The organism is Magnetospirillum sulfuroxidans, from assembly GCF_018224925.1.
Classification (GTDB): Bacteria; Pseudomonadota; Alphaproteobacteria; order Rhodospirillales; family Magnetospirillaceae; genus Magnetospirillum; species Magnetospirillum sulfuroxidans.
On the sequence record NZ_JAGTUF010000025.1, the window covers coordinates 20,603 to 36,611 of the forward strand.

10 protein-coding genes are annotated in these 16,009 nt (G+C 63.3%); 6 read left to right on the plus strand and 4 right to left on the minus strand.

Annotated features, from left to right (window positions below):
* Window positions 1-221 precede the first annotated feature (221 nt).
* The 4 genes from KEC16_RS17590 to KEC16_RS17605 are packed head-to-tail and all read left to right on the plus strand — an operon-like array spanning window position 222 to window position 5,766.
* A complete protein-coding gene (locus KEC16_RS17590) occupies window positions 222-1,271 on the plus strand; it encodes an HlyD family secretion protein (protein WP_211551372.1) in 1,050 nt (349 codons plus the stop codon).
* Window positions 1,271-2,449 carry an FtsX-like permease family protein gene (locus tag KEC16_RS17595; RefSeq protein ID WP_211551374.1) on the plus strand — a complete coding sequence of 393 codons (1,179 nt, stop codon included), beginning with the start codon at window positions 1,271-1,273 and terminating at the stop codon, window positions 2,447-2,449. The genes KEC16_RS17590 and KEC16_RS17595 overlap by 1 nt, the downstream gene beginning before the upstream one ends.
* Window positions 2,446-3,546, plus strand: coding sequence for an ATP-binding cassette domain-containing protein (locus KEC16_RS17600; protein WP_211551376.1), 1,101 nt, complete (start codon window positions 2,446-2,448; stop codon window positions 3,544-3,546). The genes KEC16_RS17595 and KEC16_RS17600 overlap by 4 nt, the downstream gene beginning before the upstream one ends.
* Window positions 3,547-3,573: 27 nt before the next feature.
* Window positions 3,574-5,766: an ATP-binding cassette domain-containing protein gene (locus KEC16_RS17605; RefSeq protein WP_211551378.1), complete on the plus strand. Its 2,193-nt coding sequence runs from the start codon at window positions 3,574-3,576 to the stop codon at window positions 5,764-5,766.
* On the opposite strand, the gene KEC16_RS17610 is transcribed toward KEC16_RS17605, so the two are convergent.
* The 3 genes from KEC16_RS17610 to KEC16_RS17620 form a co-directional block, all read right to left on the minus strand.
* Window positions 5,747-7,021, minus strand: coding sequence for an SAM-dependent methyltransferase (locus tag KEC16_RS17610; RefSeq protein ID WP_211551380.1), 1,275 nt, complete (start codon window positions 7,019-7,021; stop codon window positions 5,747-5,749). The genes KEC16_RS17605 and KEC16_RS17610 overlap by 20 nt on opposite strands.
* A gap of 26 nt (window positions 7,022-7,047) precedes the next feature.
* On the minus strand, window positions 7,048-8,388 hold the full coding sequence (locus KEC16_RS17615; protein ID WP_211551383.1) for a protease: 1,341 nt from the start codon (window positions 8,386-8,388) through the stop codon (window positions 7,048-7,050).
* A 362-nt stretch (window positions 8,389-8,750) separates the two neighbouring features.
* Window positions 8,751-10,679: a flagellar hook-basal body complex protein gene (locus KEC16_RS17620; RefSeq protein WP_211551385.1), complete on the minus strand. Its 1,929-nt coding sequence runs from the start codon at window positions 10,677-10,679 to the stop codon at window positions 8,751-8,753.
* A 286-nt stretch (window positions 10,680-10,965) separates the two neighbouring features.
* On the opposite strand from KEC16_RS17620, the gene urtA reads away from it, so the two are divergent.
* Both urtA and KEC16_RS17630 read left to right on the plus strand, forming a co-directional pair.
* The gene (gene urtA, locus KEC16_RS17625) at window positions 10,966-12,264 is read left to right on the plus strand and encodes an urea ABC transporter substrate-binding protein (RefSeq protein WP_211551387.1); all 1,299 of its coding nucleotides are present in this window, start codon (window positions 10,966-10,968) and stop codon (window positions 12,262-12,264) included.
* Complete coding sequence (locus KEC16_RS17630) at window positions 12,261-14,957, plus strand: hybrid sensor histidine kinase/response regulator (protein ID WP_211551389.1); 2,697 nt, start codon at window positions 12,261-12,263, stop codon at window positions 14,955-14,957. The genes urtA and KEC16_RS17630 overlap by 4 nt, the downstream gene beginning before the upstream one ends.
* Here the strand turns inward: KEC16_RS17630 and KEC16_RS17635 are convergent, their stop codons facing one another.
* Complete coding sequence (locus KEC16_RS17635; RefSeq protein ID WP_211551391.1) at window positions 14,958-15,662, minus strand: response regulator transcription factor; 705 nt, start codon at window positions 15,660-15,662, stop codon at window positions 14,958-14,960. It abuts the gene before it with no gap.
* Window positions 15,663-16,009: the final 347 nt, after the last annotated feature.

The following is a 16,009-nucleotide window of genomic DNA, read 5'->3' on the forward strand; positions in this document are numbered from 1 at the left end:
TCGGGCGCTTGGATAATTACGCCGCCACAACCTGCCGCTCGTAAAGGCTTCGGCGATCCAGCGGACACAGACCGCGGTCATATTGACCGGTGCCGAAGGCGACATTCTTGGGGAAGCGCTTGCCAGCGGGTAACGAGGTCGCGGCTTGCCCACAGCCACCGGAGCGAGCAATGTATCGCATATTGGATCTGGGGGTCCGTTTCCTGAGGGGGTTCGGGAGTATGTTTGCCTTTTCTTTGCCGCCTGGGCGGCGGCGTCAGGCCGTGCTCGGGGGAACGGCTGCCGTTACCTTGGTCTTGGGCTTCGTCATCTTGGGGGGGGAGGAGCGAAAGCCAGTTCCCTCGACCTCCGCCACCCCGTTCATCGTCGCCCGCGGCCGCATCGAGCCGGTCGGACGGGTGCGAGCTGTTTACGGACCATCCGAAGGCGGTGTGGTCCACCAAGTGCTGGTCAATCAAGGCGACAAGGTCAACGCCGGGCAGGTCCTGGCCATCCTGGATGGGCACGACATCCGCCAGGCGGAGGTGCTGATGGCTGAGCGCACCTTGGCGCTGGCCAACCTGCAACGGGAACAGACCATCGCCGGGGCCAAGCGTTCCGACATCGCCGCCCAGCGCAACGTGCTGGCCGCCAAGGAAGCCCGCCGCGATATGCTGGAGCGCGATTGGAAGCGACGCCAGACCTTGTTCGCCGACGGTCATGTGTCGCAACAATCGCTGGATTCCCTGGCCGCCGACCGCAAGACGGCGGAAAACGAGGTGGCCCAGGCCGCCAACGTGCTGAAGGCGCAAACCGAGACGCGCGGCATCGACGACCGCGTCGCCCTCGCCCGCATCGAGGTGGAAAGCGCCAGCTTGGAACGAGCCAAGGCCCAGGCCGAGCATCTGACGATCCTGGCGCCGGTGGACGGGGTGGTTTTGTCGGTGCAGAGCCGGGCAGGCGAACTGATCGGCCAAAACGGCCTGCTGCGCATGGCGTCCCTGGATCGCTTGGAGGTGGTGGCCGAGATCGAGGAAGGCCAGGCCGGCCGACTGGTTGACGGCATGGCCGCCACCATCAGCGCCCGTTTCCTGGAACAACCGGTCAACGGCCGGGTCCGTCGGGTGTCGCGCGAAGTGTTCCGTGAAAAGCGGCCGGCTTCCGATGTCTTGACCGGACGCGACGCCCGTATCGTCGAGGTCGATATCACCCCCGACACCCCCTTGCCCGTCATCTTGGGGGCCGAGGTGGTGGTGAGGGTGGGCGACATCGAGGCGGCGGGGGCGAAGTGATGCTGCGGATCGCGGCGGAACTGGCCCTGCGTCAGTTGCTCCATCGTGGCGGCAAGTTGGCGGGCGCCTTGATCGGGGTGTGCGTGGCCATCGTGCTGATCTTCACCCAATTGGGGTTCCAGAACGCCCTTTACGACAGCGCGGTCGGCATCCCCCGCGCCCTTGACGCCGACATCCTGATCGCCGGGCCGACCTTCAAGTCATGGGCCGATTCGCCGCCGTGGATGAACCGCGCGCTTTTGTACGAAGCCCAAGGCGTTGCCGGCGTCCGCTCGGTGGCGCCGCTTTATTCCGCCGCCATCCAGATCGCCAGCCCGCTGGATGGTCATGGCCTCAGTTGTTACCTGCTGGCCTTCTCGCCACAGCAACCGGTCTTCCTGTCCGCCGGCATCACCGCCCTGAGCGGGCACTTGGCCCTGCCCGACCGGCTGATCATGGATCGCCAATCGCGGGTGGATTTCGAGGCCATCCGTGACGCGGTCCAGGCCAGGGGCGAGTCCGAGATCACCGTGCTCAATGCCACCGACACCTTGCAACGCATCGGCTGGGTGACCGGCTTGTTCGACCTGGGGCCATCCTTCACCATCGACGGCACCATGATCACCTCGGACCTCAATTACTATCGCCTGACCTCGACCCCGCTGGACCGTGTTAGCGTCGGCGTCTTGCGGGTGGCCAATGGTTACGACATCAAGAGGGTTCGCGACCAACTGGCCGAAACCCTGCAAGGCCGCGCCCAGGTGTTCCTGAAACAGGATTTCATCGACAACGAAATCGCCTATTACGCCGAGAACACGCCGATCGGCTATATTTTCCGCCTGGGTCTGATCGTCGGCACCTTTGTCGGCATCGTCTTCATTTCCCAAGCATTACATGGCATCGTCAGCGACAACCTTCGGGAATACGCCACATTGCGGGCCATCGGCTACCAACAGGGCTTCTTCAGCGCCGTGGTCGGCTTCATCGCCTTGGTGCTGTCGGTGGCCGCCTATGTGCCGTCGTCTTTCCTGGCCTGGGGGGTGTATGCCCTGGCCGCTGACGCCTCGAAATTGCCGCTGCGCATGAACCTGCCCGACATGGCGGTCATTTTCGCCCTTGTCGTGGTCATGGCGGTGACCGCGACCTTGCTGGCCGTCGGCAAGATTCGCAAGGCCGATCCGGTGGATCTGTTCTCATGAGCGCCGCCGCCGCCTTTGCCCCGGTCCGGGTGGAGGGCCTGTCGCATTATTTCGGCGACGGCGCCTCCCGCGCTCAGGTCTTGTTCGATTTATCGCTGGAGATCGAGCCCGGCAGTCTGGTCATCCTGACCGGCCCATCGGGGTCGGGCAAGACCACGTTGTTGACCCTGATGGGGGCATTGCGCAGCATCCAGGACGGCCGGCTGGAGGTGCTCGGCACGTCCTTGAGTGGTCTGCAAGGCGCCGCTCTGACCCAGTTGCGCCGCGATATCGGCTTCATCTTCCAGATGCACAATCTGTTCGATTCGCTGACGGCGCTGCAAAACCTGATCATGGCCACCCATGTGGCCGACACCCCCCCCGATCAGGCGCGACGCAGATGCCTGGCCTTGCTGGAACGCCTGGGCCTGGGGCATCGGATCGATCACAAGCCGGCCATGCTTTCCGGCGGACAGCGCCAGCGGGTGGCGGTGGCCCGCGCCCTGGTCAATGCGCCCCGGCTGATTCTGGCCGACGAACCCACCGCCGCCCTCGACCAGGCCTCGGGCCGGGAAGTGGTGACCATGCTGCGCGAATTCGCCGCCACCGAAGGCCGCGCGGTGGTGATGGTCACTCACGATAATCGCATCATCGGCCTGGCCGACCGCATCATGTCCATGGTCGATGGGCGCATCGTCTCCGACGTCCGCGTCAACGAGGCGGTGGACCTATCCATGGCTCTGCGCAATATCGACCTGTTCGCCCGCCTCAGCACCGCCGAGTTGACCCAGGTGGCGGAAAAGATGACGCAACGCCCTTTCCGCGACGGCGAGGTATTCATGCGCCAGGGCGAGGAAGGCGATTTATTCTATCTGCTGCGCGACGGCCAAGCCCAGGTGATCGTCAGCCAGAATGGAAGCGAGAGCGCCATCACCACCTTGGGACCTGGGCAATATTTCGGCGAAAGGGCGCTGATCACCGGCGAGCCTCGCAACGCCACGGTGGTCGGTCGCGGCGATGGCCGGATCGCCACCCTCAGCAAGCAAGACTTCCAGCAGGCGCTTCGCCTTGCGCCCGACTTGCCCGAGCAATTGACACGCATTTATTTTGGACGCTGACATGGGCCGGTGGGCAAGGGGGCGATCGTGACGTTTTCATTCGTGGCGGGGTACGTGCGCCAGATGCTGGCCTTCCGTGGCCGCTTCGCCCTTCTGATCGTCGCCTTGCTGTTGGAAGCGTCCTATTACCTGGGCTCGCCGCTGCTTTACAAATTCATCTTCGACGAGGGCATCACCCAGGGACAGCAAGATGTGTTGATCTGGGCGGTGGCGATGCTGGCCGGGTTGCTGGTGTTGCAAAGCCTCGCCACCTTTTTGCAGGAACGCATGGCCAGCGCCCTGGGCATGAAGGTGATGAACGCCTTGCGCGGGCGAATGTACGAAAAGCTCCAATCCCTGCCGCCGCCCCTGGTCGCCGCCCGCCCCCAGGGGGATCTGGTGCACCTGTTCGGAGCCGACGTCGCGGCCATGGAGTTGGCCGTAATCCGCGCCGTCCCCCCGCTGCTGTTGCATTCCCTGATCATCGTTTCCAGCTTGGTGCTGTTGGCGACCATCAACTGGATCTTGTTCCTGGTGACCATGGCGGTCTTGCCCATGGCGGTTCTAATTCCCAAGCTTTTCGCCAAACCCGCAGGTGTTTGGGAAGGCAACCACCAACAGGCCAAGGCCGCGGCCGGCGGCTTCGTTCAGGAAAGCCTGGTCACTTTGCCGGTGATCCGGCTGTTTCATCTGGGGCGGCGGCGGCAACGGGCCTTTGGCACTCATTTGCGCCGCATGGACGAAACCGGCGGCCGAGCCTATCTGTTCGGCGGTCTGGTGGCGCGCACGGCCGTGCTGGGCGCCGGCATCGCCCAGGTGGTGGTGGTCGGTGTCGGCGCCGTGCTGGCGGTGAACGGGATGATGACCGCCGGTCTGCTGATCGCCTTCATCGGCCTGCTGCTGGGCATCGGCGAGGCGGTGGGCATGTTGACCACCGCCATTCCGCTGATGATTTCTGCCCAGCAGGCGCATGCCCGGCTGCGGGCCTTCCTGGACGAACCGGTCCCCCGGCAGGAAGACCCGGACGCGGTGGCGATCGAGCGCTTAAGCGGCGAGATCGTCTTCGAAAATGTGCATTTCAGCTATGACGGCGAAACCTCCACCTTGGCCGGACTGAACTTTCGTATCCAGCCGGGGCAGCGGGTCGCGCTGGTCGGGCCGTCGGGATGTGGCAAGTCCACCGCCTTGTCCCTGCTGATGCGGTTCAGTTCGGCCCTGGACGGCCGGGTGCTGCTGGACGGCACGGACATTGCCCACATCCGCGAAGACAGCCTGCGGGCCAATGTCGGCGTCGTGCTGCAAAACGCCCTGCTGTTCGACGCCACCATCGGCGAGAATATCCTGGCCGGTCAGCCCGAAGCCGACGATGACGCCGTCATCGCCGCCGCCAAGGCCGCCGGCATCCATGAGGCCATTCTGACCAAGCCGCAGGGCTACGACACGCCGGTAACCCAGGCGGCGGGGGCCTTGTCGGGGGGGGAGCGCCAGCGTATCGCCGTCGCCCGCGCTCTGTTGCGTCAAGCCCCGATCCTGTTGCTGGACGAAGCGACCTCGGCCTTGGACCCCGCTTCGGAACAGGTGGTCAACGGCAGTGTCGCCGCCTTGGCCCCCGCCTGCACGGTGGTGTCGGTCACCCATCGTCTGGCCTCGGTGGTGGATTACGACCTGATCTTGGTTTTGCAAGACGGGCGCTTGGTCGAGACCGGGCGTCATGACGATCTGCTGGCCCAAGGCGGGCTTTATTCCCAATTGTGGACGCGCCAGCAAGGCATGGCCACCGCCGTTTCCGAGGAACGCAGCGGACCGTTGATCACCCCGGACCGTCTGGCGTTGATCCCCTTCCTGTCCGAATGCAGCCGCCAGACCCTGGACGAACTAAGCGATCTGTTCGTTCTGTCTCGCTTCGCCGAGGGCCAATACGTCTTCCACCAGGGCGATCCCGGCGACCATTTCTATCTGATTGCGCGCGGCTGCGTACAGGTGGTGGTCCCCACCGCAAACGGCGAGCAGGTGGTCAACACCCTGCGCGACGGCGATTTCTTCGGCGAGTTGGCGCTTTTGCGCAACGTGCCCCGTTCGGCCAGCATCGTCGCCTGGGCCGATACCTGGTGCCTGTCGTTGTCGTGCCAGCACTTCCTGCGGATCATTCAGGCCGAGCCGGGGCTGCACGCCCGCGTCATCGCCGCCGTCAAGGCGGTGGTCGGCGATTCCGAGGACAGTTTTACCCCTTCACCAAGGTAACCTGAGCCACGTCGATGCCGCCGCCGGCAAAGCCGCCTTCGCAATACATCAGGTAATAGCGCCATAGCTTGACGAAATCGGCATCGAATCCCGGTGGCAGTTTGGCGCCGTCAATGGCCGCGTCGAAATTCCGTCGCCAGCGCCGCAGCGTCTCGGCGTAATGCGGGCCGAAGCCAACCCGCTTTTCCCAGCGCAGCCCGGCTTTTTCAGCGGCGGCACGGAAACGGCTTTCCGAAATCAGCATGCCGCCGGGGAAAATATAAGTCTGGATGAAATCGGCGTTGGCGCGATAGCTGTCGAACACTTGGTCATCGATCTCGATATACTGGATCGCCGCCTTGCCGCCCGGCTTCAAGGCTCGGGCGATGGCCGCCATGAAAGTGGGCCAATATTTCTCTCCCACCGCCTCGACCATCTCGACACTGGCCACCGCGTCGAAGCTGCCTTGGACATGACGATAGTCGCAAATGTGAAACCGTGCCCGGTGGGTCAAACCGGCCTGGGCGATACGCCGGTCGGCCCAGGCCTTTTGCTCTTGCGACAAGGTGATGCCGGTGACGTCGATGTCGTAATGGGCCGCCGCCACCTCGGCCAAACCGCCCCAGCCGCTGCCGATTTCCAGCAGCTTGGCTCCTGGTTGCAATTCCAGCCGGTCCAACAAGGTGGTGATCTTGCGATGCTGGGCCACCTCCAACGGTTCCGAGACGGAAATCGGCTCGGCGAACAGGGCCGAGGAATAGCTCATGGTCGGATCAAGCCAAGTCTCGTAGAAATCGTTGCCCAAATCATAGTGGAAGGCGATGTTCTTGCGCGAATTGGCCGGCGAGTTGTGGCGCAGGCCGTGCCATAGGCGGTTGAAGAAGCGAAACAATCCTTGGGCGCGGCCAATCTCGCCCAACGGATGACGATTGCGCATGGCCAAGTCGAACAACGGCACCGGATCGGGACTGGTCCATTCGCCCACGGCCCAGCTCCGATACCAACCGACCGTGCCGGTAGTCACCAACTGCACCAGCGGCCGCCAGGATTTCAGTTCGATGACCGCCACCGGGCCGGGCTTACGGCCGCCCAACACCCGTTGGGTTCCGTCCGGCAGGGTGGCTTCGATGGCGCCTTCGGCGATGCCGTGATCGACATGATCCAACAACGAGCGGAAACCCGGCGCCAGCAGACGCGCCATCGGTCCCGAGCCGGTGGCGAAGCGCTTGTCGGCGCGGATCAGATGTCGTCCCCGAGGACGCGGAAAGCTTGTCATCGCAGAAGGTCGTCCTCTTGTCTCGGTTACGCTTCGTCGCCGATCGGGGGGAAATCCTGCCCCACCATGCCTGGGGCGTAAGGCCAAGCGGCCCGCAGGCCCAGGCCTTGCTCGCACTGGTCCAGGACGCGGTTCAACTCGCCCATGTAATCGACGACGAAACCCGGCGTCCAGGTCAGGAAATCAGCCCGCCCGCGGATCAACGCCGCCAACCACAGACCAGGATCGACCATCAGCCGCAGCAGGCGCAGCCAGGGCCGGGGACCGGCCCACACGCCTTCCATGGCGGCTTCCAGGCCAGGGCCCACCGCCACCGCGCAATTGCGGTTGACCAGACTGTAGGTGGTGTCTTGACGAAAGCTGTCCCAATAGGCGCGCAGCCGGCGCTCGCTGAAACGGCGCAGCAGGAACTGGCGGTTCGGCGCCCGCCAATCGTCCACTTCGAAAGCGAAGGACGGAACAAAGGATCCCACCATGTCGTGGCTGGGCTCGCCGCTCATGGTGTTGATGAAATTGGTGCTCGAACGCTCGATCTCTTCGTTGGGGTAATAGCTGATGTAGAAATCGGCCCCTAATTCCAACGACACATGGCCCGAGGACATGCCGCCGTCGGCATCGGGAACGGCAAAATAACGGTCGATCACCGGCAGCCGCATGGTGACGTTGGGGGCCGCGGACGGCATCCAGTTATACATGATCAACGGTTGCTGCTCGGCGGAGCGCGGCGGGTCGCTCCCTTCCAGCGACGGCGCGTGGGCATGCCAATTGCGGGTCGAATAAAGCGACGAACGCAGGATCGAGGTCTTGTCGTCCAGCCGCCCCAAATGCACTCCCAGGCGCAGCAACACCCAGCCGGACAGCAAGAGGGACAGGCTCAAGGCCAAGATGACGTTGCCCGCTGGATCAAGGGGCCATTGCCACAACAGGCCGCCCGCCCCGCCCAATTGCGCCAGGGCAACCACGATGTTGCGGGGCCAGCCGGGAACGCGCACCACCAAGGCAATGCCCAGGCGAATAATGCCGTCGATCACCAGGGCCACGGCCATCACCACCGAGGCGCCCCAGTCGCCGTGCAGCGAGGGCGGTGCCAGCAGTGCCGCGGCCACGGCCAGGGGCAACCCCATGCGCCACAGACGCTGGACCAGTTCACCGCGATCAGGGGCGTTCATCACCGCCAACAGATGAAACAGCGCGATGGCCAAGAACAGCGAGCCGAACAATTGGTGGCTGAACCGGGCGATGCCGTCCAGGGCGTCCCAAGCCGTCAAACCGGCGGCGGCGATGACGCAAAGCCCCAGCGCCGAGATCACCCGCCCAAAGGGGCGGAAGGCGGTTGGTCCGATCAGTAAAAAGGCGATTTTCAGCATTCAACAAACCCGCAAGCTGTCACAATAACCGACAAGCCGCGGGGGGGGAACGGCTGAGCACGCGAAAAATATCGTACCGTCGAAATCAGCGCAACACACCGCAAGGTCATACGCCCAGGGGACAAATCCCGATCTCAAGGCGAAATACGAACAACTCACCGGCGTGGGAAAACCTGCGAAAGCGGCCATTATCGCCATCATGCGAAAGCGTGCCGTTTTGGCGAACGCATTGCTGAGAAATCGGCCTGCTTGGGAGCCGAAAATGATTTGCCCCCGACGGATACTCGACTCTTTCCGGGCAAGTCCAATCTTGACTATCTTGTATCTCTCAACACGCAGGGGCGATCCAGGCTTTCTCCGGATCAGGCCTTGAGGTCGCGGGCGACGGTGGTCATTTCGTCGGCGGTCTTAAAGACCGTGGCGTTGGTCGAATAAGCCTTTTGCGTCACGATCATCTTGGTGAATTCCTCGCCGATATCGACGTTCGAGGTTTCCAGCGACGATGTGGCGAAGCTGACGCCGCCCTTGGCGTCCTCGACCCCTGAAACGGTGACGTCACCGGCCTCGGCCGAACGGCGGAACAAGGTGCCGCTCACCGATTCCAAACTGTTTTCAGACACGAACTGAGCAAAGGCGACCTTGAACAGCGCCTGGGTTTCGCCGTTGGTGTATTGCCCGGTATAAACGCCCTTGTCGTTGAAATAAGCGCCGATCAACGACCCTTGGCCGTAACCATTTTGGTCGATGGAGCCCAAGGCGGCGGAAGAATCAAACTGGGTGAGTTCGCTGAAATCAAAGGTCACGGCTGCCGTGGCATCCACCGCCGTCGTCGTCTTGGCGGCGCCTTCCCCCTCGACGATGCTATCGGTCCAGGTCCAGCTTGAATCGATGGTGCTGTTGCCGCTCAACGCGCCCTTGCCGTTGAAGGTGACCAGAACCGGCGTCGGCGGCGTGTCGGGATACCCCGATTCGGTGCTGTAGCTATGCACGTACCACTGGTTGGGACCGACCCGCTCGAAAGCCAGGCTGGCATCATGCCCCTGGAAGCTGCTGTCCCACACCTGGGTGCTGAGTTTCTCGGTATGCACATCCGGCCGGGTCAGGGTATTGGCCGGCAGGTTGTTGCCGGCATACAGCGACACTTCGCTGGTCATCGCCGTTTTGTCGGGATTGGTGGTGTTGTAGGTGGCGTCGTCCCAATCGACGACAAAGGGAAGATTGCCGGTCGATGGCGATATCATCCGTCCCTGACCATCGAAGGCCACCCGCACGGTGGAATCGGCGATGGTGCCGACCCCCGCCGGTACGCTGACCGTCACGTCCCACAGATTGCCGGAGGTCCGCGTCCAGGTCAGATTGGCGGTCTGGCTGGTGCCCTTGGGATCATAGAAGGTGGCGGTGGAAGAATGCGTGCTCGGCCCCAGCAAATTCTGCGTGGTGGTCAGCGGCCCCGACCCCCAACTGACCGAAATCCCGTCGGCGCCGGGAGCCGGTTCATAGATCACCCCGTTGACGTCGCTCTTGATGGTGAACGGACCACCGGAAATGGTCGCGCCGGCGGCGGTGGTCGACGGCGTCACCGTCCAATCGGTGCCGTTGACCCGCTGCCACGCCAAATCCATGCTGTAGCTGGTGCCGGTATTGGGATCGACGATGCTTTGGCTGGTGGAAAAGGTCGATGGCGACAGCGCCGCATTGGCCGGCAGATTGCCGCGCACGGTCGCCGTGCTGGTGACCCGCCCTTCCATCAGCGTGTCAGGCATGGAATAGACCGGAGTCAGCTCGCCCGAGGTGTCGATCACCCCGTTCTCGTCCGGCATCCAGCCCAGCAGGTAATTGCCGCCATTGGCCATGAAATAGGATTCTTTGTTGGGACCCGAGGCGGTATAAAAATTGCCGGCGCGCGTATACATCACCTGTCCGGGGCTATCGACGCTATAGGCCGACCCCGGACCGCTGCTATAGGTGGTGCCGGAAATGTTGGCCTGCGGCTTGCCGACCATGAAGAAGCCGTTGCCGTTGATGGCCAGATCGGTGCTCTGCGTCGAGGCGGCGATCATGCCCTGGGCGGTGATATGCGAGCGATCGGCGGTTTGGACGCCAAAGATGTTCAGCTTGCCCGAAGAGGTGCTGGGACCGGCCTTCGATTCCGACATCACCGTCTTGAACAGCGTCTCCTTCCGCTTGTAGCCGGTGGTGTTGACATTGGAAATGTTCTGGCTGATGGACCCCATGTCCCAGCTGTTGGCCATCATCGCCATACTGGCGTTGTTCATTGCGCCCCAAAGCATTTCCAGCCTCCTTGCCGGATAAAATAAAATTCTCCGCCTGATTTAGCTGCATGGAACGTGCCACTTGGTTAAGGGGCGCAATCCCGCCATTCCTTGGCAACCGGCCTGGGAAAATCCTGCCCGGACGACGGCTTTGCCCCGGCAATCCTTGCCCACCAGCCGCTCCGATCAAAAAAGCGCCCCCCTGCCCGCCAATTAGGCGAAAAATTCGACAAAAGCCCCGATTTCGCCCCTTTGCGGCAGGCATGATTATTGCGTTTACCGCCTCGCAACCATGGGACACCACATGTCGGGCTGGGGACGCAGACGCTATTTCGCCGGGGCTTTCGTGCTGACCATGGCCGGTTGGCTGGCCGCTTACGCGGTGATCCAGGCCTGGGACGACCGCGGTTCAAGCGGACGCGGCCCGATCAAGGTCGGCATCTTGCATTCACGCACCGGCACCATGGCGGTGTCGGAACGCACGGTGATCGACGCCACCCTTTACGCCATCGACGAGATCAATCGTTCGGGCGGGGTGCTGGGGCGGCCGGTCAAGCCCATCGTCGTCGACGGCAAATCCGACTGGGCCATATTCGCCACCCAGGCCGAGCGGCTGATCAAGACCGACAAGGTGTCGGCGGTCTTCGGCTGCTGGACCTCGGCTTGCCGCAAGACGGTCAAGCCGATCTTCGAGAAATACGATTCGGTCTTGTTCTATCCGGTGCAATACGAGGGATTAGAGACCTCGCCCAACATTATCTATACCGGCGCCGCCCCCAACCAGCAGATTATCCCGGCGATCAAGTGGTCGCTGGACAATCTGGGCCGCCGCTTTTTCCTGGTCGGTTCCGATTACGTTTTTCCCCGCACCGCCAACAAGATCATCCAAGCCCAGGTCACCGCGCTGAAGGGCGAAGTGGTGGGCGAAGGTTATGCGCCGCTGGGAAGCCAGAACTTCGCCGCCATCGTCGCCCGCATCAAGCAGGCTCAGCCCGACGTCATCTTCAACACCATCAACGGCGATTCCAATCTCGGCTTTCATCGGGCGTTGCGGGCCGCCGGCATCACGCCGGCCGACATTCCGGTGATGTCGTTCTCGGTCGCCGAGGCCGAGGTCAAGGCCATCGGCCCGGCGATGATGGCCGGCGATTATGCCGCCCGCAATTACTTCCAGACCGTCGATACCCCGGAAAACCATGCCTTTGTCGCCGGCTTCAAGGCCCGCTATGGCGCGGATTACGTCACCACCGCACCGATGGAAGCGGCCTATTTCGGCGTCAAATTGTGGGCGCGCGCGGTCAGCGAGGCCGGCTCCGCCGATTTCCGCGATTTCCGCGCCACCATCAAGGGCCAAAGCATGGCCTCGCCCGGCGGCACCGTCACCATCGACCCGGCGACCCAACACACCTGGAAGACCGTGCGCATCGGCCGCATCCGCGCCGATGGAGATTTCGAAATCCAGTGGGATTCGCAGCGGCCGGTGCGGCCGGTCCCCTATCCGTCGTTTCTGGCCCGCAGCCAATGGGCCGATTTCCTCGACGGACTCTATCGTGGCTGGGGCAACAACTGGGCGGCGCCGTCCCTGGCCGAGGCCAAACCATGAAAGCGCTGCCCCGCCCCCGCCTTGCCGTTGAAATCGCCGGCGGCTACCTGCTGCTGGGCTTGTTGCCGCTGGTGGTCATCGTCTGGATGTATTTCCACGCCTCGGAACGGGTGCTGGTGGAAGAAATCAGTCGCTCGCTGTCGACCATCGCCGACCAGAAAACCGCCCGGGTCGAAGCCTTTGCCCGCGACCGCATGCAGGTCGCCTCGACCTTGTCTTATACCCCCACCGTGCGCGATGCCCTGATCGCCCTGCGGCAAAATCCCGATTCCACCCCGTTTAGGCCGTTGCTGTCACGCTATGCCGAAAGCGCCGGAGCCCGCGATCTGCTGCTGGTTTCGGCCGAAGGCGAAATCCTGTTCGCGGTCAGCCGGGATGATCTGGTCGGCGCCGTGCTGACCGAGCCGCGTCATCGCGGCTCGCTATTGGCCAACATCTACGAACGCACCCGCACCCTGCTGGAAACCGAGATTTCCGATTTCGCCACCATTGGCGATGGCGGACCGACCTCGTTCGCCGCCGCCCCGGTGCTGAAAGACGGCGCTTTGCTCGGCACCGTCTTGCTGGAGGTGGACCAAGCGGCATTGTTCGACATCGTCGCCGACACCGCCGCCCTGGGCCGCACCGGCGAAACCCTGGTCGCCGCCCGCGCCGGAAACGGCGAGGTGGAAATCCAGGGGCCGCTGCGACTGGCCGAACCCGGCCGGGATTTGCATGTGCTGGCCGCCGCCGACCATATCGGCATCCCGCTCAACCGCGCCCTGCACGGCGAGCGCGGCGTCGATTTCGCCACCGATTACCGGGGCGAAAGGGTGCTGGCGGCCTGGCGCTATCTGCCCAGTTTCCGTTGGGGCATGGTGGTCAAGATCGATGTCTCGGAAACCCTGGCCAGCGTCGAGCGCTTGCGGGCGTTGGGCTGGTGGATCGGCAGCGCCGCCGTGCTGTTCGGCCTGCTGGCCGCCATCTTCATCGCCCGCGCCATCGCCGCGCCGCTGAAGAATTTGCAGCAAGCGACCGAGGCTTTGTCCAACGGCACCTTTCAGCCGCCGCTGACCGTCGACGGGAGCGTCGAGATCGCCGAACTGGCCCATTCCTTCAACGACATGGCCGTCGAAATCCAGACCTATCAACAAGGGCTGGAACGCATGGTCGAGGCGCGAACCAAGGAATTGCGCGCCGCCAAGGACAGCGCCGAGGCGGCGACGCGGGCCAAGACCGATTTCCTGGCGGTGATGAGTCACGAATTGCGCACCCCCATGAACGGCATCATCGGCATGGCCGAATTGCTGCTGCGCCGCCTGGAGACCGACGCCGAGGGCAAACGCTGGGCCGGCACCATCAAGCGTTCGGGCGAAACCCTGACCGTGCTGCTCAACGACATCTTGGATATCTCACGCATCGAGGCCGGCCAGCTTAGTTTCGAGCACCGGGCCTTTGTTCCGTTGCGCCTGGCCGAGGATCTGGTGGCGCTGATGCGGCCCCCCGCCCACGACAAAGGGTTGGAACTTCGCCTCGATGCCGCCGACGACCTTCCCACCGCCACCCATGGCGATGCGGCCCGGCTGCGACAGGTGCTGCTGAACCTTTTGGGCAACGCCATCAAATTTACCGATCAGGGCGAAATCGTCCTGTCGGTGGCCCTGGCCAGCGACGCCATTTTACGGTTCAGCGTTGCCGATACCGGCATCGGTGTAGCCGCCGCCGACCGCGAGCGGTTGTTCGATCCATTTTTCCAGGCCGATTCCTCGGCCTCGCGCCGCCATGGCGGTGTCGGCCTGGGCCTGGCCATCTGCAAACGGCTGATCGCCGGCATGGGCGGCTCCATCCGGTATGAACCCCGCCCCCAGGGCGGCTCGATCCTGGTGGTTGATCTGCCCTTCGCCGCCGCTGACGCCGCCGTGCCGCCCGAAGAAAGCGAAACCATCGCCGAGCTGCCGGCGTTGACGGTGCTGGTGGTCGAGGACGAAGAGGTCAATGCCCTGGTCCTTGAGGCATTGCTGTCCCAGGCCGGTCATACGGTCACCGTTACCCGCGACGGGACCGAGGCCCTGAGCGCCGCCCTTTGCCATGATTTCGACGTCGCCTTGGTGGATTTGCGTCTGCCCGGCATGGACGGCTTCCAAGTCACCCGCAATCTGCACGCGCTGCTGAGCGAAAGGGGCGGCTATGTGCCGGTGGTGGCCGTCACCGCCAATCTGATGCCCGAGGACCAGACCGCCTGTACCCAGGCCGGCATGGTGGCGGTGGTGCCCAAACCCATCGACCCGGCACGATTGCAGGCCGCCCTGGCCGCCGCCCTGCGGCCCGCCCCCCACACCTTGCCCGGCGCCGGCACCGCCGCGATCACCGCCAAGGGCATTCTCGATCACGACCTGCTGGCGCAGCTGGCCGAGGATTTGGGCCTTGACCAATTGCGCGGACTGGCCATTGCCGCCCTTGAGATCATGGACGGCCGCCTGCGGGACTTGCAGCAAGCGGTGAATTCCCAAGAGCCCGAGCGCATCGCCGATCTGGCCCATAAACTGGCCGGCGCCGCCGGCAGTCACGGTATGGCGGCCACCCGTCTGTGCGCCAAGGAGATGGAAAGTCACATCCGCGCCGGCGACATCACCGCCTGTCGCCGGCTTTTCCCCCACCTGGCCGCCCAGTTCAGCGACGGCCGCGAGGCGTTGCGGCGTTGGCTGGCCGAGTGATCAGCCCCGGCTGACCCCAGGGACAAAGCGGTAACCATGACCGCGACAGGTTTCGATCAACGGCGAATCGTCGGAACCTAATTTCTTGCGCAAGCGGCTGATCAGGATATCGATGCTGCGCGGCCCGGATTCCGCATCGTCAGAGCCCAACGCCGCCATCAGCACATCCCGGCTTTGGATGCGACCGGCCCGGCTGGCCAAAATATGCAGCAGATCGAATTCCGCCGGGGTCAGATCGGCGACACGCCCCAAAGAATCAAGCACGGCCCGGCCGGCGATATCCAAGGTCCAACCGGCGAAGCGCAGACGATTGGCAACACCGTTTCCACGCAAACCGGCCCGCCGTTCCAGCACGCTTTTGACCCGAGCCAGCAATTCACGCGGATAGACCGGCTTGGGCAGATAATCATCGGCGCCGATCTCGATGCCCAAGGCCCGGTCATCGGGACCACCGCGTTCGGTGACCATGATGACGCCGACATCGGAATGGGTGCGCAAATCACGGGTCAGATTGAGGCCGTCGCCATCGGGCAGGTTGACGTCCAACACCACCAGATCGATCTGACCGGTGGCCAGCCAGGCGCGCATGCCGGCGGCGTCCTCGGCCTGTTCGACGCGATAACCGGCCTTGACCGCCGCCGCCACGATCAGGGCGCGGACGGTTTCGTCATCATCGACCACCAAGAGGCTGGATTTGACGCTCATGCTTCCCCGTTTCTCGCTTTGGGAAAAATACCAGAAACACAACAGCGGTACAGTGCCCATGTCACAAATTCGCACGCGGCAGGAACGTCGGCAATAAGCATTGCTCGGCGCCGTAATTATTTTCATGTATAAAGAAACAATTCAGAAATATAGTGAAAACAGTGACGCCATTTTTTTAGGCATGTTTAAGCGCAGCGCTTGAAAGCCAGAAAAAAAATTAAAACCTGCCTTCGTGCAGCCTGCGCCATGATTCTAAAATCTTCAGCACCACCACAAACTGCCCATATCGTTGGCACTCGCCCCGATATGATTACTTTTTATTCACTTTCTGCCGCCACAGACGGCAT